General features: G+C 66.7%; 21 protein-coding genes. 12 read left to right on the forward strand and 9 right to left on the reverse strand.

Annotated features, from left to right (window positions below):
• Nucleotides 1–180: 180 nt before the first annotated feature.
• The 12 genes from ABTY98_RS40805 (at nt 181) to ABTY98_RS40860 (ending at nt 14,582) form a co-directional block, all read left to right on the forward strand.
• Complete coding sequence (locus ABTY98_RS40805) at nt 181–1,803, forward strand: ISAzo13 family transposase (RefSeq protein WP_352226252.1); 1,623 nt, start codon at nt 181–183, stop codon at nt 1,801–1,803.
• 458 nt (nt 1,804–2,261) lie between these two features.
• On the forward strand, nt 2,262–4,088 hold the full coding sequence (locus ABTY98_RS40810; protein WP_352226233.1) for a reverse transcriptase/maturase family protein: 1,827 nt from the start codon (nt 2,262–2,264) through the stop codon (nt 4,086–4,088).
• Between the two features lie 1,068 nt (nt 4,089–5,156).
• The gene (locus tag ABTY98_RS40815) at nt 5,157–5,447 is read left to right on the forward strand and encodes a hypothetical protein (protein ID WP_352226234.1); all 291 of its coding nucleotides are present in this window, start codon (nt 5,157–5,159) and stop codon (nt 5,445–5,447) included.
• A gap of 208 nt (nt 5,448–5,655) precedes the next feature.
• Nucleotides 5,656–6,996, forward strand: a complete 1,341-nt coding sequence (locus ABTY98_RS40820; RefSeq protein WP_352226253.1) for a B12-binding domain-containing radical SAM protein — start codon at nt 5,656–5,658, stop codon at nt 6,994–6,996.
• Nucleotides 6,993–7,829 carry a hypothetical protein gene (locus ABTY98_RS40825; RefSeq protein WP_352226235.1) on the forward strand — a complete coding sequence of 279 codons (837 nt, stop codon included), beginning with the start codon at nt 6,993–6,995 and terminating at the stop codon, nt 7,827–7,829. Before ABTY98_RS40820 ends, ABTY98_RS40825 begins: the two co-directional genes overlap by 4 nt.
• 89 nt (nt 7,830–7,918) lie before the next feature.
• A complete protein-coding gene (locus tag ABTY98_RS40830; protein ID WP_352226236.1) occupies nt 7,919–9,094 on the forward strand; it encodes a hypothetical protein in 1,176 nt (391 codons plus the stop codon).
• Entirely contained in the window at nt 9,078–10,106 is a 1,029-nt protein-coding gene (locus ABTY98_RS40835) for a biotin synthase BioB (RefSeq protein ID WP_352226237.1), read from the forward strand. The genes ABTY98_RS40830 and ABTY98_RS40835 overlap by 17 nt, the downstream gene beginning before the upstream one ends.
• A gap of 11 nt (nt 10,107–10,117) precedes the next feature.
• Nucleotides 10,118–11,380: an MFS transporter gene (locus ABTY98_RS40840; protein WP_352226238.1), complete on the forward strand. Its 1,263-nt coding sequence runs from the start codon at nt 10,118–10,120 to the stop codon at nt 11,378–11,380.
• Nucleotides 11,377–12,696, forward strand: a complete 1,320-nt coding sequence (locus ABTY98_RS40845; RefSeq protein ID WP_352226239.1) for a class I adenylate-forming enzyme family protein — start codon at nt 11,377–11,379, stop codon at nt 12,694–12,696. The genes ABTY98_RS40840 and ABTY98_RS40845 overlap by 4 nt, the downstream gene beginning before the upstream one ends.
• Nucleotides 12,693–13,013, forward strand: coding sequence for a phosphopantetheine-binding protein (locus tag ABTY98_RS40850; RefSeq protein ID WP_352226240.1), 321 nt, complete (start codon nt 12,693–12,695; stop codon nt 13,011–13,013). Before ABTY98_RS40845 ends, ABTY98_RS40850 begins: the two co-directional genes overlap by 4 nt.
• A 17-nt stretch (nt 13,014–13,030) precedes the next feature.
• On the forward strand, nt 13,031–13,747 hold the full coding sequence (locus ABTY98_RS40855; protein WP_352226241.1) for a 2OG-Fe(II) oxygenase: 717 nt from the start codon (nt 13,031–13,033) through the stop codon (nt 13,745–13,747).
• A 55-nt stretch (nt 13,748–13,802) separates the two neighbouring features.
• Nucleotides 13,803–14,582, forward strand: a complete 780-nt coding sequence (locus ABTY98_RS40860; protein ID WP_352226242.1) for an aspartyl/asparaginyl beta-hydroxylase domain-containing protein — start codon at nt 13,803–13,805, stop codon at nt 14,580–14,582.
• A gap of 153 nt (nt 14,583–14,735) precedes the next feature.
• On the opposite strand, the gene ABTY98_RS40865 is transcribed toward ABTY98_RS40860, so the two are convergent.
• The 9 genes from ABTY98_RS40865 to ABTY98_RS40905 form a co-directional block, all read right to left on the reverse strand.
• Complete coding sequence (locus ABTY98_RS40865; protein WP_352226243.1) at nt 14,736–16,544, reverse strand: site-specific integrase; 1,809 nt, start codon at nt 16,542–16,544, stop codon at nt 14,736–14,738.
• Entirely contained in the window at nt 16,499–17,059 is a 561-nt protein-coding gene (locus tag ABTY98_RS40870; protein WP_352226244.1) for a hypothetical protein, read from the reverse strand. Before ABTY98_RS40870 ends, ABTY98_RS40865 begins: the two co-directional genes overlap by 46 nt.
• 12 nt (nt 17,060–17,071) lie before the next feature.
• Nucleotides 17,072–17,413 (reverse strand): helix-turn-helix domain-containing protein, encoded by a 342-nt coding sequence (locus ABTY98_RS40875; protein WP_352226245.1) that lies wholly within the window; start codon nt 17,411–17,413, stop codon nt 17,072–17,074.
• Nucleotides 17,410–18,600 carry a site-specific integrase gene (locus ABTY98_RS40880; protein WP_352226246.1) on the reverse strand — a complete coding sequence of 397 codons (1,191 nt, stop codon included), beginning with the start codon at nt 18,598–18,600 and terminating at the stop codon, nt 17,410–17,412. The genes ABTY98_RS40875 and ABTY98_RS40880 overlap by 4 nt, the downstream gene beginning before the upstream one ends.
• 127 nt (nt 18,601–18,727) lie before the next feature.
• Nucleotides 18,728–19,492: an NUDIX domain-containing protein gene (locus tag ABTY98_RS40885; protein WP_352226247.1), complete on the reverse strand. Its 765-nt coding sequence runs from the start codon at nt 19,490–19,492 to the stop codon at nt 18,728–18,730.
• A gap of 78 nt (nt 19,493–19,570) precedes the next feature.
• Nucleotides 19,571–20,893, reverse strand: a complete 1,323-nt coding sequence (gene fxlM, locus ABTY98_RS40890) for a methyltransferase, FxLD system (RefSeq protein WP_352226248.1) — start codon at nt 20,891–20,893, stop codon at nt 19,571–19,573.
• Nucleotides 20,890–22,881: an ABC transporter ATP-binding protein gene (locus tag ABTY98_RS40895; protein ID WP_352226249.1), complete on the reverse strand. Its 1,992-nt coding sequence runs from the start codon at nt 22,879–22,881 to the stop codon at nt 20,890–20,892. The genes fxlM and ABTY98_RS40895 overlap by 4 nt, the downstream gene beginning before the upstream one ends.
• Nucleotides 22,878–23,345, reverse strand: coding sequence for an NUDIX domain-containing protein (locus ABTY98_RS40900; protein WP_352226250.1), 468 nt, complete (start codon nt 23,343–23,345; stop codon nt 22,878–22,880). Before ABTY98_RS40900 ends, ABTY98_RS40895 begins: the two co-directional genes overlap by 4 nt.
• A 470-nt stretch (nt 23,346–23,815) precedes the next feature.
• Nucleotides 23,816–24,788, reverse strand: a 973-nt coding sequence (locus ABTY98_RS40905; RefSeq protein ID WP_352226251.1) for a hypothetical protein, incomplete at its 5' end; no start/stop codon positions are given.

Consider the following 24,788-nt stretch of genomic DNA (forward strand, 5'->3'; position numbering starts at 1 on the left):
TGCACTGCGTCCGCCCCGCCCGAACCGGGATGTCCCCTCCAAGGACGGGCCAGCACGGCACTCCGGACGAAACGCGATCATGCAACGGCCCCTGGCACCTGCCGATCAATAACTCTTCGGTTTTCGTGGCCTGTTGGGTCGTAGGATGCGGGGGTGTCGGAGGGGACGAAGGCAGAGCTGGTGGATGCGTTCGGGCTGTTGCTGCCGCATCTCGATGAGCGCCAGCAGCGCCTGGCGCTGGGCGCCGCGGCCCGCGTTCTGGGCCACGGCGGGATCCGCATGGTGGCCGGAGCGGCCGGGGTGGCGGAGTCCACGGTGTCGCGCGGGAAGCGGGAGCTGGAGCACGCGGAGAAACCCGCTGGCCGGGTCCGGGCACCGGGCGCGGGTCGGAAGCCCTTGCGGGAGGCCGATCCGGGGCTGGTGCCCGCGTTGCTGGCGCTGGTCGAGCCGGACCAGCGCGGCGACCCGGAATCTCCGCTGCTGTGGACGGTGAAGTCCACCCGGAATCTGGCGGCCGAGCTGACGCGCCAGGGGCACCGGGTCGCTTCGGACACGGTGGCCACGCTGTTGAAGGCGGAGGGCTTCTCCCTGCAGGGCACCTCGAGGACCACCGAGGGGGCCCGGCATCCGGACCGGGACGCCCAGTTCCGCTACATCAACGACCAGGTCACGGCGTACCTCGCCGACGGGCAGCCGGTCATCAGCGTGGATGCCAAGAAGAAGGAGACGCTGGGCAACTACGCGGTCATCGGACGCGAGTGGCATCGCGCCGGGCAGCCGGTGCAGGTCCGCGCGCACGACTTCCCCGAGAAGGGTGCCCAGAAAGCGGTGCCGTACGGGATCTACGACATCGGCGCGGATACCGGCTGGGTGTCGGTGGGCTGCGACGGGGATACCTCTGCCTTCGCGGTGGCCACTTTGCGTCGCTGGTGGAACGGTGAGGGGCGCCGCCGCTACCCGCACGCTTCTCGCCTGTTGGTCACCGCCGACGCCGGAGGCTCCAACGGCTACCGTGTGCGTGCCTGGAAGAAGGAACTCGCCGATTTCGCCTATGAGTCGGGCCTTGATGTGACTGTCTGTCACTTTCCACCGGGAACATCGAAGTGGAACAAAATAGAGCACCGGCTGTTCTCACAGATCAGTATCAACTGGCGTGGCAGGCCCCTGACCAGCCACGAAGTCGTCGTCAGCACCATCGGAGCGACCACGACACGCAGCGGACTGTCCGTCCATGCCGAGCTCGACCCCGGCGCCTACCCCACCGGCGTCACCGTCCCCGACACCGTCATGGAGCGCCTGCCCCTGACGCCGCACGAGTGGCACGGCACGTGGAACTACACGTTGCGCCCCGAACCGCTCGCTCCCGAACCGCCCCCGCCCAGCGCCGAGTTCGGGCGCTTCCCCACCGGGGACAAGCTCCCCGCCTGGCTGCGGCACCCCAGCCTCACCGGACTCGAGCCCGCCGCCTTTGACGATCTCGCCGTCCGCTACCGAGCCTGGCGTGCCGAGCACCCGCCGATCTTCCTGCCCGGGAAACGCCCCGACGGCGGCCCCGGCGCCGGCGGCAGACGGCTCTCCGTCTCCGACCAGCTTGTCGTCTTCCTCCTCAAGAGGCGCTGGTCCATGACGAACGCCGTTCTCGCCGAGGCGACCAGTCTGGCCAAGAGCAGAATCGGCGCGACCCTCCAGGAGGTCACCCCCGTGCTCGCCGCGCTCGGGCACAAGGTCCCGGTCGGCGCCCTCACAGTGACCACGGCACAACAACTCGCCGCGATCGCCGGGCACGACCCCACCCTCCCGTAATCCCCAGCAAGATCGACGAGTTATTGATCGGCAGGCCCCTGGGTGGGGGGCCATGCGGAAAAGGGTCTGATTCGGATACCTCGCCGCGTGGCCTACCCTGCGCCAGACTGCTTGAAGCCTGAGTCTCCAGAGATGCAAGTGGTCATCCTCCGACACGACGCCTGATGTCGGAGCCGCCGGTACAAGGCCGCAGAGGCACGCCATGGCCCCAATCCTTCCGGCCGGCGGGCAGCGGGCAATGAGCTCGCCCAAGGGGATGGACCAGGCCGCCTACGTCGCACTCGATACGTCCAGCGCAAGGGGAATACGGGATCGCCTACGGGACGCGAGTCCTATGGCGACGGAGGGTCCGTAGTAGTCGCCGGAGTCACGACCGGCCAGGGAGGACGGGAAAGCCGTCCACATGGGCAAAGGGACCCAGGTGTCAGCAGATCATCCATGGTGGCGAGGTATGCGAAATGCAGAGCGCCGAAGCCGTACTGGAGATCATCCGCGCACGCGGCAGGAAGGGGTTGCCGCTGGAACGACTCTATAGGTGCCTGTTCAACCCGGAGTTGTACCTGCTCGCCTATGGGCGGATCTACCGCAATGCGGGGGCCATGACCCCGGGCAGCACGACAGAAACAGCGGACGGGATGTGCCTGGCAAAGATCCAGGCCGTCATCGACGCGCTCCGCATGGAGCGATACCGCTGGACGCCGACGCGCCGTGTCTACATCGAAAAGAAGGGGTCAGCGAAGAAGCGGCCGCTCGGCGTGACGTCATGGACGGACAAACTGCTGCAAGAAGTGATCCGGCTCCTGCTGGAGGCGTACTACGAGCCGCAGTTCTCCGGCCACTCGCACGGGTTCCGGCCCGGACGAGGCTGCCACACCGCCTTGCAGAGCGTCAGCCCCGACTGGCGGGGCACGACATGGTTCATCGAGGGCGACATCACCGACTGCTTCGGGTCCCTCGACCATCCGATCATGAGGTCGATCCTGGCCGAGAAGATCCACGACGGCCGGTTCCTGCGTCTCATCGACGGACTGCTCCGGGCCGGATACCTGGAGGAATGGCGCTACCACGCAACGCTCAGCGGCTGTCCGCAAGGCGGAGTGATCTCGCCCGTCCTCTCAAATATCTACCTGGACCGGCTGGACAAGTACATCGAGTCGCACCTGCTGCCCGCCCATAACCGGGGAAAACAGCGCCAGTTCAACCGTGCGTACATGCGGCTGCGCGACGCCGCCCGCTACCAGGGGAAGATCGGGAACCGAGAGGCAGCGCGGATGCTGTGGCAGCAGATGCAGCAGCTGCCCTCGCGTGATCCGAACGACCCCGGGTTCCGGCGGCTCCACTACTGCCGTTACGCGGACGACTGGTTGCTGGGATTCACCGGTCCCAAGCGGGAGGCCGAGATGATCAAGGCTGAGATCGGCGAGTTCCTGCGTTCCGAGCTGAAGCTGGAACTCTCCCCGACCAAGACCCTGATCAGCCACGGACGGACACAGCCCGCCCGCTTCCTCGGCTACGAGATCGTGGTCTTTCACAGCGACACCAAGCACTCCCGGCACGGCTGGCGCAGCATCAACGCGCAGGTCGGGCTCAAGGTGCCTCCAGGTGTCGCCCGCACAAAGGCCAGGCCCTACCTCCGACACGGCAAACCGATCCACCGGGCCGAGCGGATGACCGACAGCGATTTCTCGATCATCGCTCAGTACCAGGCGGAGTACCGGGGTGTCGTGAACTACTACCAACTGGCGATCAACCGGCACCCGTTCGAGTGGCTGAAGTACGTCATGCAGTGCTCGCTGACCAAGACGCTGGCGCACAAGTACCGCATCAGCGTCCCCGAGGTCTACCAGCGCTATCGTGCCGTGCTGGCCACAGACCGCGGCCCCCGCGCGGGACTGCGGGTCACCATCGAGAGGGACGACGGCCGAAAGCCGTTGGTGGCCCAGTGGGGTGGGATCTCCCTGGCCCGCAGGACCAGGGTCCGCACCCTTGACGACCAGCCTCCGAAGGTCTGGAACAACCAACGGTCCGAACTGGTGCAACGACTCCTCGCGGGAGCTTGTGAACTCTGCGGCTCCGCGCGGAACATCGAAGTGCACCACGTCCGGCATCTGAAGGATCTCCGGAGGAAAGGGCGGGCACCCATGCCCGCCTGGGCCGAGCGCATGGCCAGTCGCCAGCGCAAGACACTGATCGTCTGCCGCAGCTGCCACCACGCCATCCACAACGGACGGCCGACCGGGCAGAACGCGCGAAGCACGACACTGGAGAGCCGGGTGCGGTCATAAGTCGCACGCCCGGTTCGGGAAGGGGCCGTCGGAAAAGGGCCAGTTCAGGCACCTCGTCGGCGGCCTACTTCACCCTTCCCGACCCGCGCTGCGAACGCGGGCCTACTCGGTGACCATCACAGGATCATTCGGGAAGGTACGCCTTCCGCGTGCCCTCCTGGAACCGATCCACAAGTCCTGAGCATTGCTCCCCGGGGGAAGCGAGCGGGTTCGTCAGAAACTGGAGCGAGGATGCAACGAACCCACGCGAGAGAAAACGCATCAACGCAAAGCGTAGCGCGGGTTCCTGGCCCACGAGCCCGACGAAGAGGTGACCCGCGCCGTGGAGAAGTGGCTGTCAACACTTTGGCTCCGTCACGCAATTGACGGTTGCACTCCGTGGCGATCATTCGACGCGGGCGCGTTGGCTGTGGAGGGACGAACCCGGCTCGCCCTCTGATCCGTGCGCTGAATCCCTCCGCGCGACGTTGCGGCGTTCAACGGCCAGGCCCCTATCACGGGCGCACGATCAAGTGCAAGCCCGTCGATGAAGGCGGCCGAGCGATGAAGGGGTCCGCCCGGACTCGAAGTCCGCGCAGCTGATCCGACTCCACGTCTACCAATCGATAGCAAAGATTCCATTTCGAGCTAGTTTCAGAATTGGACTTAGGGGTTAAATAAGGGTGCTCTATGCGTATTCAGTGAACCGGCCGAAAAGGGTATCCATGCGAGGTGCTCGAAGCTGGCAAAGCGATGGGATCACGCCATCAGTTGGCCCATGCATGCACCCCTGAACCATCAACCGCATCCGGTCGAATAGCCTCCGGCCTGCAGCAGAGCATCACCCAGGATTTTAAACATTGCTGCGCTGCTCGGGCCTTTTGGGCCAAACACGCGAGGCGTCGATGACATTCGTCACTCGATCAACAAGGATCTACAGGGTCGCAAGCTGAGCTTGATCACGGGTAGTCAGCCAATGAACGTAAACGGTTCAGCTAACGGCGTTCGATCACCCGAGGCTGGCTCTCATGCGGCTCACTTTCCGCCGTTGCTGCCTGTCCCCCGGTCCACGGGGGAAGAGGAGGACAAATGTCACAGCAAGTAGTCGAGTACTCCGCCGAGCAGATCTCGGACGCCAACAAGGCGGCCGTCACGATGGAGGCGCTTATCGGGCGCCTCAGCCACGACGAGGACTTCGCGGCGCACCTGGCCAACAATGCCCGCGAGGCCCTCGAAGCGTCGGACATGCTGATGGAGAAGGAGGCCATTCAGGTCCTCATGGCGGTCGACCCGGAGCGTTTCGACAAGCTCTGTGAGGCGCTGTTCGACCTCGTCGACTCCGACTTCCTGCACACGATGTCGGCGCCTTCCTGCGCCTGATTCGAACCACGGCGCGCAGGGGTCGACACGTTGCATAGCGGTGTCCACGCCATTCCTTGCGCGCGGGGTGAGCAATCCACGGACAGAGGGGGGCAGGTTGCCTTGCGTGGGGCCTGCCCCCGCTGTTCGTGTGTTCGTAGTAGTGCAGTGCCTTCCAGAGAGGACCGAGATGGCCCGCGTCGCATTGGTCAATCTGGCCAGTCTCCCCATGCCTGGTAACGAACCGATCTTCCCGATCGGTCTGCGGTGCGTTCAAGACGCTCTCGACCTGTCAGGCCATCAGACTCGTTTGATTGATTTCGTCCAGGATCCCGGAGCCGTGGATGACCTGGCCTGGGCCACTGAGTCCTGGGACGTCATCGGATTCACCATTCGCAACATCGACCCAATCGATATCTCCTGCGACGGCCATGTTGAGCATTACATGCACTTCCTCGGCAGAGTGCGTGCGGCTCTCGATGAGGCCGGCGGTCATCGCCCCCTCCTGGTCGGCGGAGGTCCGGGATATACCCTCTTCGCCGATCAACTGCGGGCCCTGCTCGGATTCGACGTAGGTGTCATTGGCCCCGGCGAACAGGCCATGCTCGACATCCTTGCCGCACCCGAGAACTACCGCGGGCTCGGCAAGAACATCACGGGCCGCCGATACGAGGGCTTCTTGACGGAGGTGCTCCGGCACCCAAAGCCGCTGATGGAGGTCTACACCCAGTTCGAGGGCGCGATGATCGGAGTGGAAACGCGCCGGAAGACCTGTTACCAGGGGTGCGTCTATTGCCCGTACGCGTATCTCAACGGCGATAACAGTGGCGACCTGAAGCCCCTGGACCTCATCGCGTCGGAACTCCGGGCGATCCATGCCGCAGGCATTCGTCGGGTCTTCTTCACCGACGGAATCTTCAACAGTGAACTCCGCTACGCCAAAGAAGTCGTCGAGCTCATTACCGAGCTGGCTCTGCCCGGCCTGACCTGGTCGGCATATTTCACTCCGAAACCGTTCGATGATGAATTCGCTGAACTGCTCGCCGGGAGCGGAGTCGAATTCGTCGTAATTTCTCCCGATAGTCTCGATAATCGAGTCATGAAGCTCCTCGGGAAGACGTTTGACACTCGGCATGTGGACCGCTGTCTCGAACGGTGCAGGAAACACGGGATACCTGCGCGAGTGAACGTTGTCTTCGGTGGTCCCGGAGAGGACGAGGAGAGCGTGCGGAACAGCATCCAGTACATCAATTCCATGTTGGAGGACGGTGAACTGGTCATGCATGTCGGCTACCGTGTCCTGCCCCAGACTGGCATGGCCAGGCAGCTCGGAATACCCGACGAAGATCTGCTTGCTCCGACGTTCTACCCGTTCCACTCCGACACGTTCTCGTGGATCATCCGGGATCTTGAGAATCGTTTCATGCCTCCCAGCGTTCTCTTCAATTTCATGGCAGCGAGGAGCTCCAGCAAGCGCATGGCCAAGGTGCCGCTCCCGGCGGACTCGCGAGAGCCTGCGCCCACGGAATTCCCGTACCTGGCACTGAGTCGAGAGCTTCCACTCGCATGACTGCCCCCGACGGCACGCAGCGGCTCCCAGAGACAGGCCAGGTGCGTCGGCTTACACCAGAGGACGTCGACAGCGTCCTCCGGATCGTCGAGATCGAAGAGCTGGACGCCGCCACCCTGACCCGGGAACTCGTGGGTGGAAGGGACTATCTCTGGATGGGGCTTGACTTGCCGAACGGTGATCTGGGCGCTGTTCACCGCAGTATGAAGTGGGGGAACTACCTTCTCCTCAAGGGCGTGTTCGTCAACGAGCCCCTGCGCGGGAGCGGTGCCGCGCTGGAGCTGGCGTTCGCGCTGCGTGACGCCGCTCGTAATGGCGGGTATGCCGGACTGGCTGCCTGGGTCGAGCCGCACAAGCCCGAGGCCGCGCTGGCCCGCATGCTGCGGCTGCGATCAGCTGGTCCTCTGGTGCATCGATTCGAGGTACCGGTACCGGACGACGCTCCGTATGCCGCAGCTTCCGTCCAGGACTGTGGTCCGATCACGGTGGACCTGCCGGAGTCGGCTCCGCTGGTGGCCGATCTACTGACCGATGACTCGCCCACGACCGTGCATTGGGTTCACGACCGTCACCGCCTGGTACTGAGCGGCTTTCCACCACGCTCGATCTCAGACCTCGGCCTCGTGCTCTCGGCAGCGGCTCCTGTGGCCCGGTCTAAGGGCGCGCGCTACCTGGAGTTCCCGGTCCCCGCTGCGGATTTGTCGGCCGCGTTCTTCCTGGCCTCGGTGAAGGCGCGCCGCCTCAGCCGGACTCCCGTCCGACTCGGGCGTGTGGACTTTGGGGCCGCTCACCAGGGCACAGTTCGCGATGGAAGGAGGCAGGTCCGCGCATGATGCCGAGTGAAGCACGGTCCCTGTCCCTGCACCCCGACTCGGAGAAGGCACACGCCGAACTCAGTCGCCACGGCATCGACGCGGCCCAGTTGCGCAAGCTGCTTGGCCACTCCGATGGTGGCGAATGGCGTGCGTGGTCGGGCACGGTAGAGCTGTCGGACGAACACGGCCGACGTAGCGACATGGCGGTGCACGTACCGCCGTACCGCCCCGGTCGACGGCTCGGGGCTCTGATCGTCCTACACGGGGCGGGCGGCAGTGGGGAGCAGGTGCTGCCCTACTTCACCGCTCTCGGGGACAGGTTGTCGATGGCCGTCCTTGCCCCGACCGCGCAGCAGCCAGCGCAGGCGTCACACAACCTTGACCTGGCCGGCATCTTCGGCAGTCGATTCAACATGCCTCGCTGGGACCTGGCCGGCCGGGACTTCCCGCTCGCCGCCCTCCGTTGGGCCCGGACCACGCTCGACGCTGACCCGAATCGCTGTGTTCTCACCGGCGTTTCCATGGGCGGACTGGCCACCTGGAATCTTGGCATGCGGTTCTGGCCCTCCTTCGCCGCTGCCGTCCCGCTCAATGGAGCCCTCTCCATCTGGGAGTCGTTCGGGCCGGACACACGGACAAGGGCCCTGCTGCCCAACACACTTCCGCTTCCCCTCTTCGTCGTACACGGCGGCAAGGACACACGTATTCCTGCGGAGTTCGACCGTGAGTCCGTCCGCACCCTGCAGGACCTCGGGCATCGAGACGTGCAGTATGTCGAGGTCCCAGAGGGCGCGCATGGCCTGGACACACTTGGACTTACGGAGGACAGCCCGCTGTTCCGGAGGATCGAGCAGTGGCTGGGCCGGGCGAGACGTGGGAATCAGCCTCTTGAAATCCACCACCGGGCCGATGAGGACGCCCATGGCCGGGCCCACTGGGTGGCCCTCGGCGGCATCATGTCGCAACGAAGCGGCGAGATCCACGCCCGGTGGACCGTTCCGGACCGGATCGAGATAGGGGCGAGCGGCGCTCAGCGAGTCACGCTCCATCTGTACGGCGACCGGATCTCTCCCGGTCACACGATCACGGTGACTGTCAACGGCACAGTGTCGGCAGTTCCCTTCGAACCCGACCTGGCGACCGTCCACCGCACCTTCCAAGAAACAGCAGACTCAGGACTCGTCGCCGAACAGGTGGTCCACCTCGACGTGCCGCAACTCTCCGTCAACGAGCCGACCGAACTGGACAATCAAATGAGGTATCGCAATGCTGACTCGATCTGAAATGTGGTCGTACCTCACTGCCACGGGCCCGGCTCAGGAAGAGCTCTTCGCCGAGGCCCGGCGGCTCAGAGAGGATTACTTCGGGCCGACCGTGATCTTGCGCGGCGTCATCGAGATCACCAACGTGTGCCGGGTGAACTGCGACTACTGTCCGATGCGTCGAGACAACACGCCAGAGAACGACCGCTACTTCATGAGCAGCGACGACATAGTGGAACGTGCCCGCGACATCCGGGAAGCCGGAATCGACATCGTCCTTCTCCAAGGTGGCGAAACGCCTCGCAACCTCGCCACCATGGAGGACGCCATCCCGCGCATCCGCGAGCTGTTCGACGGCCGTGTCGAGATCCTCCTGAATCTCGGCAACTTGCGTCGGAGCCAGTACGAGCGCCTGCGCGACCTGGGGGCTACGAGCTATATCCTCAAGCACGAGACGAGCGACCCTGACCTGCACAAGGCGATCCGCCACGAGTCACTGGACGAGCGCCTGCGTTGCTTCAGGGATCTGCTGGACCTCGGCTACCGGGTAGGTACTGGCCTGATCTCCAGTTTGCCGGGGCAGTCCTTGGAGAGCATCGTCGACGACATCGAGTTGGCTCAGTCGCTCGGGGCGCACATGTGCAGTGTGGCTCCCTTCGTACCGGCACCGAATACGCCCCTGCAGCTGGAGCCCGCCGGATCCAACGAGCTCGCGCTCAACACGATCGCCGTCCTGCGGCTTCACCGGCCTCAGATGCTGATCCCGTCCGTGAGCGCCCTGGAGAAGACTTCTGCCGGTGGGCAGTCCCGGGGTCTGGAGGCCGGCGCCAACGTCATGACAGTGAATTTCACCGGCGACAGCGACCAGCAGCGCTACCTGATCTACGGCAAGGACCGCTACGTGGTGAGGAAACGACACGTCGAGGATTTGACCAGGGCCTCGGGCTTGCGCCTGCGTGGTTCGGTGTTCCTGGACCCCGACGCGAGCACCGATGTCCCCGTGGGGGCGGGCGGCCGAAAGCGAGTGTCGTGAGCACCTACTCCGTGGCATCCACAAACTTCAGACGCTTCTGGTTCGGGCAGACGCTCTCGCAGTTCGGGACTCGGATCGGCACCCTCGGTTTGTCCGTGACCGCCGTCGAACTCCTCGACGCCAACACGCGGCAGGTCGGAGTACTCGGAGCGGCTTCCACTGTCTGTTACCTCCTCATCGGCCTTCCCGCGGGTGCGTGGGTGGACCGGCTACTCAAGCGCAAGACGATGATGTGGGCGGCTCTCACACGTTGCGTCACCATCCTCGCGGTCCCGCTGCTTTGGCTGACGGGCGACCTGCGGATAGAGGTGCTCTACGTCGTCGCCGTCCTCGTGGGCGTGGTGAGCGTCTTCTTCGACGTCGCCTACCAGTCGTACGTGCCGGTCCTGGTACCCGAGGAGGACATCGGTGCCGCCAACGCACGCCTTGAGGCAACGGCCCAGGTGTCGACCCTCGGTGGCCCAGCTCTGGCCGGCCTGCTCATGCGGGTCGTCAGCGCGCCCGTCGTCATGCTCGTTGACGCTTTCGCCTATCTCGTCAGCTTCCTCTCCCTCAGTGTGACCAAGGACGCTGAGCAGAAGCCCGCTCCGGCCGCCGGGGCCAAGGGCCACCTGCTGGCTGACATCGGGGAGGGCCTGCGGTTCGTCCGGGACCAGCCCGTCATCCGGCGGCTCGCGTTCTCCATGGGGGTGTCCAACTTCTTCGCCACTATGGTCTCCACCCTGGTGCCTGTCCTCGTCATGCGCACCATCGGTTTCGACTCGTTCATGCTGGGACTCGTCATGACCTGTGGTGCCGCAGGAGGCGTACTGGGGGCACTGCTCGCCCCCAAGGCCCGGCAACGCTTCAGCGTAGGCGCGGTGATGTCCTGCGGCCTGCTCACGGCAGCGTTCTTCACCGTCGCCAACCCCGTGGCGGCCGTCGTCGCCCCGCACAGCAAGGTTCTTGCGGGAGCGGTCCTGTTGTTCGGCGAGTTCGGCATGACCGTTGGCGCACTGCTCTTCAACGTGACCCAGGTCAGCCTCCGGCAGACGCTCTGCCCCAAGAACCTCCTGGGCCGAATGAACGCCTCGATCCGGTTCGTCGTCTGGGGCAGCATGCCGCTGGCGGCGCTGGTGGCGGGCTGGCTCGGCTCGGCGATCGGCGTCACCGAGACGCTGTGGGTCGGCGTGGTCGGCAGCGTAGCGACGGTCCTGCCCATCCTCACCATCGACCGAGTGATGACCTCCGGCCTTGGTCCGACGGAAGCGCAGGAGCCGGAGGCAGTACGGTGAATTCGCAGGGGCGTCAAGATCTGGTAACACGCATTTTGGCGCACGGAGTCCATGTCGACGGCGAGCACATCAACGCCGCCGGATCCTCCTACCACTTGCTCCGCGACCGCTTGGAACAGGCCGGCGTGCAGCCCGGCAACATCGTGGTGCTCAGGGGCTTGCAAGGCCGCGACCTGGTGGTGGCCACCATGGCAATCTGGCAGCTGGACGCGGTGCCCCTGCCCGTACCGTCCCAGGAACCCCCTCAGGACAATGAGGCCGTCCAGACCTGTCTTGATGCCTGCCAGGTCACAGAGACCCTGGCCGTGCTCCCGGCTGCCCCTGGGCGCAGGGCCATCCGGCTGGACACCACAGCGGTGCTCCACCTGAGTTCGGGCAGTACTGACCATCCCAAAATCGCCCGCCGCGGTGTGGCCAGCGTGCAGCAGGACGCGGAAGGCTACCGAACGGGTCTGGGACTGGTCCCCGGCGACCGCGTAGCGATCCCGGTGCCCCTCGTGCATTCCTTCGGCTGGGGCGTCACCATGGGCGCGCTCCTCAGCGGATGCGACGTCGACGTCACTCCCTTCGTCCGGGCAAGCACTCTGGCTCGTAAGACCGACTCCGGAACCGTGTCGGTTCTGGCCGTCACCCCACCTGTGGCCCGGTTGTTGGTCGAGACTCGACAGCACGGCGAGTCCGGCCCGCGTGCCGCGATGGCAGGTGCCGGCCCGGTGCCGGACGATCTCGACGAGGCGTTCAGGAAGCGGTTCGGAATACCGCTGCTGCGCGGGTACGGCTCCACCGAAACCGGGGGCACCTTCTTCGGAGACCGGGGAATGGGCCGACCGGTACCGGGGGTCGACATCGTCGCGCCGTCACCGGGCGAGCGTGGAGAGCTAATCCTGCAATCGTCCGCACCAGTAGAGGGCTATTTCGGTGACGAACACGCCCCCCTGGCGCAATGGCCCACCGGCGATATCGTCCGGCACGACACCGACGGCTGCGTGCACTTCGAGGAGCGAGCTCGCGGACCGCTCCGGCTGAACGGCAGATTCATCCGTGCCAACGTAACCGAGCACATCCTGCGCACCGTGCCAGGAGTGACGGACGTGTTCCTACTGATCCTGCCCCGCAGCGACAGCCCCGAGACCGAAGACTTCTACGCCGTGGTCGAGGGCGACGCCTCCGAAGAGAACCTGCTCGCGTCCCTTGCCCGGTCCCCGGCCGACGTACCTGTGCCGCGGGTCGTCGTCTGTGAGCGGTTCCCGCTGACCACGTTAGGCAAGCGGGATCGGGGCGCATTGATCGAGACGATACGGAAGGCGAGCAGATGACAGACGCGACGCAGCTCCGAGCTTGTGAACTGCTGGTCGCACGGCTGGTCGTGGCGGTCATGGCCGATCGAGGGATTGCTGCCCCAAAGGCGGAGGAACTGGCCAAAGACGGCGAGCTGCGAACTCGTGATCTCTCGCTGCTCGGCCTGAGCTCCCTCGACTGGATCGCCCTCGCGACCCGACTGGAAGACACGATCGGTGCGGAGATCTCCGACCAGGTGCTACTCGCTCCTGAGCAGCGGTGCGTAGCGGGCTGGGGAGAAGCAGTCCTGGCGGCCCGGACAACTCGGTCCGGGGCCCCGAACCAGACCCATTGATCCCGGAGGTGGGGAACGTGCACGAAAAACAGCGGGGACATCGCTACATCGTCATCGACGACTTCCTGAGCGCGCCGGACTTCGCCGCCGCTCAGGACCTCATGGAACGCACGGCGTTCACCGTGCGGGAGAGCGTCATCTCGGCCGAGGACGGGTCGGCCTTCCGCTCCCGAGGCGCCCGCTTCGGTCCGGATCTCGGGACACCGGGTGCCCTCGAACAACCCAAGGTGTACGAGGAATTGGCCCGAGCGGTGCGTGCGTACGCCCACTTCTACGGTGAGGCAAGCACCGATTGGGACAGGATCATGTTCGCCTTCTGGAAGTACCCGGCGGGCAGCCGACTCGGCTGGCACAACGATGCCGGACTGGGCCGACAGGGCGAGTTCATTCTCTTTCTCCACGATCGGTGGCGCCCCTCTTGGGGTGGTGAGCTGAAGCTGATCGATGAGGATCCCCAGCCGGTGACCGAGGACGAGGCCGCCGAGAGCGACCTGGTGCTGCGGATGGAGGCACGTATCGATCGCAGCACGACCAGCCCCGTTGCGATCGTGCCGAAGCCGAACCGGCTGGTGATGGTCAAGTCGGACACCGTCCACACCATCGGTCGGGTGGACCACACCGCCGGTGACACGCTGCGTCGCACGCTCACCGGCTTCGTGTCGAAGAGCCCGGCGCGTGAGCGGACGCGAGCAAGTGCGCTGGAGAGCCTCAGCGCGATGCTCACCACCAACTGACCTTATCCGCTGGTCTTCTGGCCACATCCACGATCAACGATGCCTGGAGGAACGCATGCAACCGTGGCTTGCCGAGAGCCCGGCTTATCTAGAGCGATGGATCGAAGAGCAGGAAGTCGACCGTGCCTCACTGGAGCGGGTCCTCAACGGCCTGGACATCGTTCTCCAGGGCAAAGTGAGCGAGCACATGAGCGGCGGCCAGGAACCGAACCTCTTCATCCCGGGCCTGTCCGAAGCCGCCTGGTGGGACAACGATCTCTTCCCGTGGCTGTCGCATGTAGAAGCAGCCACGGAGGACATCGCAGCGGAGTTCGAGAGCCTAGGCGGTCTGGTCGGCAAACGCATTGTTGCCAATCCGACCGAACTCGCCGACGAAGGCCGGTGGTCGGCGCACTACCTCTACCACTCGGCCAAGTCCTACCCCAGGAACCTCAATGCCTGCCCGAAAACCGTGAAGGTGCTCGAACCGATTCCCGGCGCGTTGGGCTGCGGCATGACGTACTTCTCGGTCCTGGACCCTGGCACGCACATCGCGGCGCACACAGGCTTCACCAACGCTCACCTTCGCTGCCACCTGGGCCTGGTGACCCCGCAGGGTGCCCGGATCCGAGTCGGTGATGAGACGAGGGAGTGGGAAGCCGGCAAGGCATTCGTCTTCGACGACTCCTTCGAACACGAGGTGTGGAACGACAGTGACGAAGGCCGAGCGGTGCTGCTGTTCGACATCTGGCACCCCGAACTCACCGAGATCGAGGTCCGGGCCATCACTTACCTGATGGAGGTATCGCGAAAGCTGATCTACCGGACCTTCTGGGCGAAGGAGTTCGTGGCCTGATCCCGGGCTCGATGCGATGTAGCCGTCTCCGCCCGAGACGCAGAGAACCGGGACTGGTGAGCGTCGGTGCTTCGGCATCCGACGATCCTCACTTGGAGAGGGCGGCTCTTCTCCACACCGCTGCCTGGTCTTGGGGGGCATCCCCTCCCTCATTCAGCGGGGGATGGTTCCTGCGCGGTGCGGGTGGGCGGTGTGGAGGTATTTCATGGCGGTGGATATAGAGATGCCGAAGACACGGACGAGGTGGACGGGGTCGGCGATGTAGCGGGCCTCGTCGAGGATGCGGTCGGTGCGCAGGCCGTTGAGGGTGAGGCCGAGTCGCTGGAAGCTCGCCGGGAAGTAGTCGGCACTGGTCGGCCCGGTATGGATGACGGTTTGGCGGGTGACGAAGAGGTGGGGGTTGGTGGTGCGGGGCCAGCGCTGGTGGCGGTAGCGGAGCCAGGTGTGCAGAAGGCGGAGGGTGAGGTCGTCAAGGTGGACGGTGTGACGGCCATGAGGGCGGCGGATGAGGAGTTGAGCGCGGGCGGAGATGACGTCGCCCAGGGTCAAGCGGGTGAGGTCGGTGCCGTTGAGGGCGTGGAGGGTGACCAGGGCGAGAGCGAGGCGGATCGCGGGACGGTCGGTGATGTCGAGGAGTCCGGCGAGGCGGTCAGGGGGCAGAGTTTCGGGAAGGGGTTCGTGGCGGGTGACGCTGAGGCCGCGGGTGGGGTCGGTGAAGATGAGCTTGGTCTGCTTCAGGGCGCGGAAGATCGAGCGCAGGGCGACGGCCCGTTCGTGGGCGCGGGCGCCCTTGACCGCGGTGACGGCGGTGTGAATGTCGTCGGCGGTGACCTGCCGCAGGGTCTGGTAGTGGCGGGCCCAGTCGCCGAGCGGCGTTTTGAGGTAGTTGAGGTATCTGCGCAGCGTGCGCCATTCGGTGGGTGGCCGGTTGGGGTGGCCGCGCAACAGGCCTGCCCAGGAGGCGAGTTCACCGGCGATACGCGGCGGATACCCGGCGATAGCCCGTTCCACGAAGGCTTCGGAGGCGCGCGGAGCGGGGCAGGGCTGGGGGAGCAGCAGTCCGCGTTCGGCAAGGAAGGCATTCAGTGCGCGGGGACGGCACCGGCTGCCACGGCCGGTAGCGGCGCGGATCGCGCGGAGATCGGACTCCGCGAAGGGAGCATCCGTACCCAGCCAGGTGGCCGCGGTGCGCAGGACGTGGGCGGCGGCGTGGCGTGAGTCGTCTGTCCAGGCGTGGGCGCGGGCATGGGCGTCGAAAGCGGCCAGCAGTCGGGCGGCCTCGGGTGGCGGATCGGGAAGGGTAGCCCTGTTCAGAGGGGTCCAGTCGCGTTCGGCGGGGAAGAGTTCCTGCTGGCCGTGCGGCACGAAAACGGGCGGGGTGATCTGGTGTGGGTCTGTCTCCTCGTCCGTCTTGGTGGCGTTCTGTCCGGGTGGGCGGAGGATGGCTCGCGCGTCGGCCTGGTCCAGCCCGCGCTCGGTGAGGCGGAGTTGCAGCCACGAGACGTGGTCGTACTCGGGGCCGAGGAGGGCGCGGTGGCGCAGGCAGCCGTGACACCACCCCTCCCGCAGTGGCAGCGGACCCGTGCCGCAGCGCACGCAGTCCCCGACGGGGCGGGGGCGGGCGCACCAGATGTAGCAGCCCCGACACAGCTCGCTGTGTCCGATACCCCATGCCTGGCAGTGCGTGCATGAGATCGGCGCGCGGGTACGGGCCCGGCGATGCGCGGCCGACTGCGGCGGCGTGTATGTGTCGGTCCCCTCGGCCAGAAGCCCCGCCCGGTCGAGGACCGCGGTCACGATGGGGCGGCATCCGGGCAGAGCCTTGATCAGGCGGCCGTCGACCGGTCCGCCGCCAGCCGCGCGGCGGGCTGCCAGGACCAAACGCAGCATCCGCTGCGCCTGGCTGCGCCAGTCGACTATGTAGGCGTGCCGGTCCGTATAGGAACGCAGTATCTCCAACACCCGCCGAACATTCGGAGTTCGCTCTCTGGCCGATCGAGGATATCGAAGGCGTGCTCACGGCGCATCTGGTACGGCGGAGGGAACAGGGCGAGCTGACCCGGTGCAGTGGGCGGGCAGATCCGTGGATCGTCGCGCACCGGGGTAGGGCGCTGGGCACGGGCCCAGGCGGGCGGGTGGTACCGGCCGTCGCTGCGCTGCCGGTAGGTGCCGAACGGAGCGGCCTTCAGCGTGATCCCCGGCACGATCAGGGCGAGTTGCGTGACAACCTGCCGCTTGGCCGCTACCACGGGGTCGTAGTACCAGGTGGCGTCGTAGTCGATGATGGCCAGGACGCACGTGCGGCAGAACCCGTCGACGTTGACGCGCCAGTTGCGTCCGCAGCGGCGGCAGACCGCTGCGGGATTGTACCTCTTCGAGCGCCACTGGTGACAGGGGGAGCAGTACGGCGGCTGCGCCAGCCGTCCCCATCCGTTGCAGCCCGCGCACTCGTCCGTCCGCGGCTTCGGCTTGCCCATCCGCGTGGCCGCTCAGTTCGGCGGCAGCGACCGCGGCCGCCCCGCACCGCGGCGCGGAACCGGACGGGGCCCCGGGCCGCTGTCTCCGACCGCGCGCTCCTGCGGCTGCCCCATTTCCCCGCTGGGCGCGATCCGTTCGACGGGGTCGGCCTCCAGCAGATCCCCGACCGTGCAGTTGAGGGCGGCGCACATCTTGTCGAGATCGTCGAGGCGCACGGTGACCGGGACACCGGACCACAGCGCCGACACCTTCGACAGCGACGGCGTGAACCCGAACTCCGCGAACCGCGGCAGCAACTCGCTGGGCCGCCAGATGTTCTGCTTGGCGGCAGCCCACCGCAGATTCCACTTCACGACAGACTCCCAGCGTCGACCCTCAAGCGTTGCGCGGCCCGCGCCGACGACTGCCGGCTGGCGACCTCCGGGTCGCCCTGGGCAGACAAAATGTAGCGAACCGTTGTCGTGGTCCACTCGTGCCCCAGCAACTTCTGCACCTCCCACAGACTCATGCCCCCTTCGTAGCGGTGCGTGGCGCACGCGTGCCGCAGCAGGTGCGGGAACAACTGCCGGACCGGGCCCTGCAGATAGGCGGCCGAGGCCCGTTTCAGCGCCTTTCGCAACGTGGAGGGCGTCACCGCCGGCGCCACCGGCATGCACAGATCCTCGATGCTCTTGGGCAGCCGCTCAGAGGGCCACACCGGCGCCTCGGGATGTTCGGGATCATCCGCGAACAGGCCACGGATCTCGGAGACGTACCACCACAGCAGCGCCCGCCCCTCGGCGAACATGAATGCCTCCCGCGGCCGGGGCCCCGACCCGCGAGCCCCCTTGCCCTGCACCAGGAACCGCCCGAACTCCCCCGACTCCCAGTGCAGATCACACATCTTCATCCCGCACAGCTCGGCCGCCCGCACCCCCGAGATGTAGATCATCTTCGACATCACGTAGTCGCGGCAGGCCACCGCCTCCTTGCGGGCATTCGGCAAGTCCGAACGCCACGCGGCGAAGAACTCCCCGGTCGCACGCGCCGACGGCGGCACCCGCAGCCCGAAATCCCCTCGATGCGCCTGCCGGTTGAACGGATCGACCGGAGACTCGACCGTCACCCCGAACTGCCGGAAGATCTCGTGGGAGTAGCGCTGCTCCAGGAACGCGAAAAAGTGGTCGATCTTGTTGAGCTTGGAACGGACCGTCGGCGCCTGCCGTTTGCCCGGCCCCGCGAAGTACGCGTCCACATGCCGCGGGGTCAGCCGCCACGGCACCAGCTGGTAGTGGTCGCAGACCTCGATGACCGGCTTCGTCAGCGCATCCAGCGTCGAGGAGGCCAGACCCGCCACATCACGCGCCCACTGATACTCGACGAGCGTATCCATGAAGAACGCCTGCTCGTCCTCCAGCGACGCACCACCGGCGTACCGGCGCTGCAAGGAGAGCACGTCGACCAGCCCCTGATCCCCGCCCCGCACATCCGAGGACTCATACAGCACCTCGTCGGCGAGCGGCGGGACCAGAGACAGCACGCGGGTCCCGGAATCCACCATGATCCGTGAGATTACATGAACCACTCGCGAAATCTGCCAGTAGGACGAGAAATTCAGGGCGCTAGGTCACGGTCCTTCCGGACTCCCCCGACCTGCCAACATGCACGAACAGTCCACTGCCGGGCCGTCAGGAACCCGCGCGCACTCCAGTTAGCATCGGCAGCGCGCCTCGCGGGCCGGGGTCGGCCAAGAGGACGACCCGGCCGTCGGGGACGAAGCACCACGCCCAGGCTTGCTGCACGGGGAGCCGTTCGGGGACGGGGTCGCGGTTGAAGGGGCTCTCCCACAGAGGCCGGTAGCGAACGTGCACGTCATGGCGGTCCAGTACCGGGACGTCGAGGATGTGCCGGCCGTCCGCGAGGTGAGCGGTGGCTGTGTTCCCGAGCCGTGCACGGTAGGCGGCGAGCATGATCTGCCCGTCGACGGGGCGCAGCCGCTGCACCGCGTCCCGGGTCTCCAGGAAGGCGTACTCGGACAGCTCCTCGCGCGGGAGGCGGATGGCCTCCGCCTGGTCTGGAGTGAGCGTTCCGCCATCGAAAGCGAACCGGATTTCTCCGGGGAAAGGCGTGCTGTGCTGGCTGTCCGGGTGGTGCGGGGAGAGGGAGTGGACGGCGAGCACGCCCGACAGGGGCAGGCTCGTCAGGCCGAGTTCCTCGGTGATCTCGCGCCGGCAGGCGACGTGCGGGTGTTCGCCGGGTTCGACGACTCCTCCGGGCAGCAGCCACCGGTCGTCCTCGCGGTAGGTGGGGTGAACGAGCAGGACGCGGCCGACTTGGTCAGTGACGAGCGCGGCGGCGCCGACCCACACCGTGTGCCGGGGGACGGCGTGCTGCCCTGCGGACAGGGCGGCACGCGGTGCGACGTCATCCGAACGTGAGACGCGAGTGGTCACTTGGCGGTGCCTTCCTTATCGGTGGGGCGGGCATGGGTTCGGCACGGGCCGGGAGCGGTGATCAGGAGGTATCGCCGTTCATCTGGCGCTGCAGCTCCCTCGGTCGATGAGCAGTGCAGCGGGGCCGGGAACGATCGGCCAGTCCACGGTGATGCGGGTGTGCTTCTTGGTAAATACGTGCAGTTCGTGGTCTCTGGCCGGCGGGGCGCAACTGGCGGTCGGTCGGGCGGTGATGCGGGGGCAGAGGGCGCCGCGGTGGTTGTGCTGCCAGTGCCGGACCTGCTCGGCCATCTCCTGTGCAGCGAGGTGTCCTCGGGTGCCGTGGCCATGGACAACGAACTCGTACAGGCCCTTGCCATCGTCTCCGTCGCCGATGCGCTCGGTGGCCAGTCGCGCGAGGGAGTTGCCGCGGACGATCGCGGCGCCGGGCCAGTGCTTGGGCGGCGGGTTGAGGACCCCGTTGTCGCCGTCGGAGTCGGCCGAGAGGCGGCAAAAGCCCGGCAGGGCGCCGGCGAGGTAGAGGGTGAGGGCGTCGAAGGGTTCCTGGCCGCCTACGGTGACGTGGGTGTGCGTCACGGTCGGCTCGCAGGTGAGGGCTGGGGCGAGTTCGTCGACGGGCAACGGGGTGCCGTCTTCCCAGGACAGGTGGACGCCGGTGCCTGGGACGGTGCGGCGATTCCTGTGCCAGGCGCCGTCGCCCTGCATGGCGACAAAGCCGCAGACGATGAGCGGCTCGTCGCTGTGCAAGGCCCCGTCGCGCTTGGTGAAGCTGATGGCCCAGTGGTACCCGTGCAGACGCAACGGTGCGACGAGACGGCCGCCCTCGGCCAGGGCGTCGATCCAGGGCAGATCCCAGGTGTCGACGGTGACCACGATGGCGTCGAATCCGCCGTCCGGCACCACCTCGGCAGGCACGTGCTCGGCGTCCGCGGTGACCACGCGGATGCGGCCGTATCCGGTCTGGGTCAGGAAGCGGGTGGCCCGGTCGGTGACGGCTGGGTCGATGTCGAGGGTGGTGACGTGGCCGGTCGGGCCGGCGAGTTCGGCGATGAGAGCAGCGTTGTAGCCGCCGGAGCCGATCTCCAAAGCGTGGTGGCCGGGCTGGATGCGGGCGGCTTCGAGCATGTCGGCCTGCAGCCAGGGTGCGGAGATGGAGCTGATGACGGTGCCGTCGTCGCTGTGGCGGGTGGCGATGATCTCGTTGGCGTACGCAGCATGGAGGGGCCTTTCGGGGGCGAAGGCGTGCCGGGGCACGGTGCGCAGGGCGCGGTCGACCGCGGGGGTGCGGATGTGTCCGGCGGCGGCCAGTTCGTCGGCCAGTTGGTGGCGCAGAGCGGTGGCTTCGTCGAGGTCCGTGGTGGGGGGCGTGGTCACGGCGAGTCTTTCGGTCGTGCGGGTCATACCTGGTCCGAGACGGTGGGCGTTGCAGGGTTCGGGATGGTCGCGGTCGGGGCGTACTGGGCGGCCTGGGCGTCGAACATGGCGGCGTACCGACCGCGGGCGGCGATGAGTTCGTCGTGGGTGCCGTGCTCGGCGAGGTGTCCGTTGTTGAGGACGTAGATGTGGTCGGCGTGGCGGACGCCGGACATGCGGTGGGTGACCAGGACGACGGCTCGGTTCGGTGCGGCGAGGCGGCGGATGCGGTCGAAGGCTTCGATTTCGGCTTCGGGGTCGAGGGCGGAGGTCGGTTCGTCGACGATGAGGACGCCGTCTGCCTGTGATGTTGAACTGCGCCAGTGCGTGCGGGCCAGGCCGACTTTCTGCCATTCGCCGCCGGACAGTTCGATGGCGCCGCGGAACATGCGGGCCAGCAGACTGCGCAGGCCGTCGGGGAGTTTGGCGATGACGGGGCCGGCAACGGCGTAGTTGACCGAGGGCTTGAGGTCCTGGTCTGTAGCGGGGTGGTCGGGGCGGCCGAGGCGGATGTTCATCGCGGCGGTCACGGGCCAGCGCTGGAAGTCCTGGGTGAGCAGGGAGACGCGCTCGAAGACCTGGGAGCGGTCGAGACCGGTGAGGTCCGCGTCGCCCCAGCGCAGGGTGCCGGCCTCGGGAAGCAGCATGCCCGAGAGGATCTTCATCAGGGTGCTCTTGCCGGAGCCGTTCTCACCCACCACGGCGGTGACCGATCCCATAGGCAGGGTCAGTGACACGCTGTCTAGGGCGGCGGTGTCCCGGTCAGGGTAGCGGTAGGTGACCTGGTCCAGAACGATTTCCCTGACGCGTTCCGGTACGGGCGCACCGCCGGCGGGCAGCGTCCGCTGGGCGGCCTGAGTGAGGAAGCGGCCGTGGTCGCGGACGTAGAGGCTCTCCTCGTGGAGCTGGTTGATGTTCATGACCAGCGCTCCCAGGCTCGCCGAGCCGGTGCGTACCGCGATGACGGCGGTCCCGGCGACGGCGAGGCTCATGTGCCCGGCCATGATCAGCCAGAACATGGCCCCGTAGGTCGCCGCCATCGCCAGACCGGACAGCGCGGAGGCGACCCACTCGGTCAGGGCCTTGTTGGAGGCGAGGCGTTCCTGTTCGGCCTCGGCGCTCTCGGCCATCTGCTCGTAGCGGCTCAGGAGGAAGTCGCCGACGGCGTGGAGGCGGACTTCCTGGGCGGCGGTGCGTTCGGTGAGTAGGTTGCCGATCAGGCGGCTGGCCCGCACGTGCTCGATCCAGCTCATCACCGACACGTATCGTTCCTGGGCCACGCGCATGGCGCCCCAGCCGCGAGGGGCGGCGATGAGGATCAGCATGGGCAGCAGTACGGGGTGGAGTACGGCGAGGACGCCGGCGGTGGTGATCAGCGAGATGAGGCCGTTCAGCGCGGCTACGCAGGCGCTGATCATGCGGCGGGCCGAACCCGGGCCATGCTGGGCGATGTCCACGAGCCGCCGGAAGTCGGGATCGTCGATGGCTTCCAGTTCGACGCTGGCTGCGGCGGCCAGGTACTGCGTGGTCGCGATCCGCTCGACCTTCGGCTCCAGCCGCCCTGCGCGGGAGGTGGACCAGGCGGACAGGGCGGAGTTGATGACGCCGATAGCGGCGGCGGCCAACAGGCCGGGTAACAGGGCGTGCAGCCGCTCGGCAGCGCTGCCGTTGCCGGCGAGCAGAGCGTGCATGACGGCGTTGACGGCGAGCAGGCCGGCGGCTGCGGCGATGCCTTGGCCGATCTCGCTGACCCCGACCGAGAGCAGAGCACGCCGGTCGGCCTGCCACGCCATGCGCAGGGTTGCGCCGACGAGTGTGGGCATGGAGCGCAGCGCGGACATCATGGTCAGGTCCAAGGTCGCGTGCTCGTGCTGGGACCAGCCCATGTCGTAGCGCAGGGGGCCGCCGAACAGCTCGTGTTCGGCGTCGGAGACCTGCGGATCGGCCATCGTGACCGGGCCGAAGAATCTCTTCACCGGGCGCCTCCCGCAGGCCAGTTGATGGCCCGGTAGGACGGGCCGTGGGTGAGCTTGTGGAAGATGGTGGCGGTGTAGGGGTGACAGTCCGGCGACGGTCGTTCCATCGGTACCCAGAAGAGCCCTTCGTGCTTGTGTGGCTCGGCGTTGTACGGCTCACCCGTCCAGGACTGCGCCACGAACACGGCGGTGATCCGGTCCGGGCCACCGTCGGAGTCGTGGTGGTGGATTAGCCCGCAGAACTCCTGCTGCTCAGTAGTGATAAGGACCCCCACCTCCTCCATGGCCTCGCGTCGCGCAGCATGGTCGAGTGGTTCGCCGACTTGCAGGTGGCCGCCCACGACAGTGAGCTGTCCTGGTGCGAGGGCGGCGTCCAGTGCGCGGCGTACGCACAGGGCGGCGCCGTTCGTACGGAGCAGGACCTGTGCCACGTCGGCGATCAGACGGTGAGGCGAGTCGCTCACGGGCGGCCCTCCTGTACCAGGCGTTCTACGGTGTGCCGACCGTTGGTCATGAGGGCACCGCCGTGCCGAAAGCTATGGGTGAGGACGGAGGACGGGAGAGGTGTGGGCTGCGTCATGCCAGGTACCTCGTATCCGGTCGTGACCCGTCGGCGAGCAGAGCTGCGCGACCGGAGGTGAGGCGAAGGCTGGCGCCCGAGGAGGTAGCGGCATTTTCGAACGCAGGATGAACGAGTCCAGGGCGGCGTACGGGATGCATGGGGACTCCTCGGGGCGAGATGCGGACAGGTGATCGGGTAACGGCGGCCCTGCTGTAGCCGTAACGGGTGGAGGGGGGCGAAATCTAGAACATGATTTCGAATATCGGGCTCTCTCCTTGTGCCGTCGGTTGGGGCGGGCTGTGATGCAGTGTTCGATCACTCATGTGGGTTGCGGTACCTCCTGCGGGGGATTGCCGGGGGGCGCTTGGTCAGTCATGGCGTGGCGAGGTCCGGGCGGAGGGCGATGGCGTCGCGAAGGAAGCTGCGCTTGGAGTAGAAGGTGTGCTCGGCGGCCCAACCGTGACTGGCGAGGTACTCGCAGAGCCAGCTGTCGATCCGCTTCATCTCGATGAGGATCTCGTCCTGGTCGTGGTCGAGGATGCTGCGTGAGCGGAGGTACTCCAGCTCGCACTGGGAGAGCACCACGTCGGGGGCCGCCAGGAGGGCGCAGCGGTCGAGGAAGATGCCGTAGACGTGTCCGGTGCGCAGCGACTCGCACTGGATGTCGTAGCGGACGCGCTGGAAGGGCGGCATGGCCCGGACCTGGAGGTTCAGGTCTTCGCGCAGGAACGTCTCGAAGCGGTCGGGGGTGATGTCGAGGCCAGGGGTGAGTTCCTCGCGGCGGGCGAAGGCGTCCTCGGTGAACCACTTTCGCTTCAGCACGTGCCCGGCGGTGACGGTGGGGATGAAGGAGGCGTAGCCGATCTCGGGCTCGGGGCCGGTGACGTCGAACAGATGGTTCTCGGTGTGGTGGATCTGGAACTCTTCCCGGTACTCCGGACGGCAGCCTTCCAACTTGCCGTCGCGCAGTGCCTTGAGCAGTTCCATGGACGCGGACCAGATGTCCGGTGCCGGGTCGAGGGTGTACTTGAACTCCAGCTCGGTGCCGGAGAAGTGCTTGCGGAAGTACCGCAGATGATTGTTGAGCGCCGTGCTCGACTCTGCGTGCGCCGTCAGCACGGGGTCGAACCAGCGCAGTTCCTCGACCGGGCCGTGGCCTACTGGGTCCCGGGTGGTGCGGACGAAGCAGCCGTCTTCGGGGTGGAAGCGGATCTGCGCGTACGCGTGGTAGCCGCCGCCGGGGTGTTCGGCTAGAAGGCTGCTGAAAATCTCGGGTTCTGGCCCCGGCTCGGTGGAGTTGGGGCCAGTCTTGTAGGCATGCAGGGGGAATGGGCCGGGGAGATGG

It is taken from the genome of Streptomyces sp. NPDC096040 (assembly GCF_040303265.1).
In the GTDB taxonomy this organism is placed as follows: Bacteria; Actinomycetota; Actinomycetes; order Streptomycetales; family Streptomycetaceae; genus Streptomyces.

Bases quoted from the DNA above. Each gene is read 5' to 3' on its own strand.
- ABTY98_RS40835 (WP_352226237.1), top strand. From the start codon at position 9,078: ATGCTGACTCGATCTGAAATGTGGTCGTACCTCACTGCCACGGGCCCG.
- ABTY98_RS40810 (WP_352226233.1), top strand. From the start codon at position 2,262: ATGCAGAGCGCCGAAGCCGTACTGGAGATCATCCGCGCACGCGGCAGG.
- ABTY98_RS40850 (WP_352226240.1), top strand. From the start codon at position 12,693: ATGACAGACGCGACGCAGCTCCGAGCTTGTGAACTGCTGGTCGCACGG.
- ABTY98_RS40860 (WP_352226242.1), top strand. From the start codon at position 13,803: ATGCAACCGTGGCTTGCCGAGAGCCCGGCTTATCTAGAGCGATGGATC.
- ABTY98_RS40820 (WP_352226253.1), top strand. From the start codon at position 5,656: ATGCCTGGTAACGAACCGATCTTCCCGATCGGTCTGCGGTGCGTTCAA.
- ABTY98_RS40870 (WP_352226244.1), bottom strand. From the start codon at position 17,059: ATGGGCAAGCCGAAGCCGCGGACGGACGAGTGCGCGGGCTGCAACGGA.
- ABTY98_RS40880 (WP_352226246.1), bottom strand. From the start codon at position 18,600: ATGGTGGATTCCGGGACCCGCGTGCTGTCTCTGGTCCCGCCGCTCGCC.
- fxlM (WP_352226248.1), bottom strand. From the start codon at position 20,893: ATGACCCGCACGACCGAAAGACTCGCCGTGACCACGCCCCCCACCACG.
- ABTY98_RS40825 (WP_352226235.1), top strand. From the start codon at position 6,993: ATGACTGCCCCCGACGGCACGCAGCGGCTCCCAGAGACAGGCCAGGTG.
- ABTY98_RS40815 (WP_352226234.1), top strand. From the start codon at position 5,157: ATGTCACAGCAAGTAGTCGAGTACTCCGCCGAGCAGATCTCGGACGCC.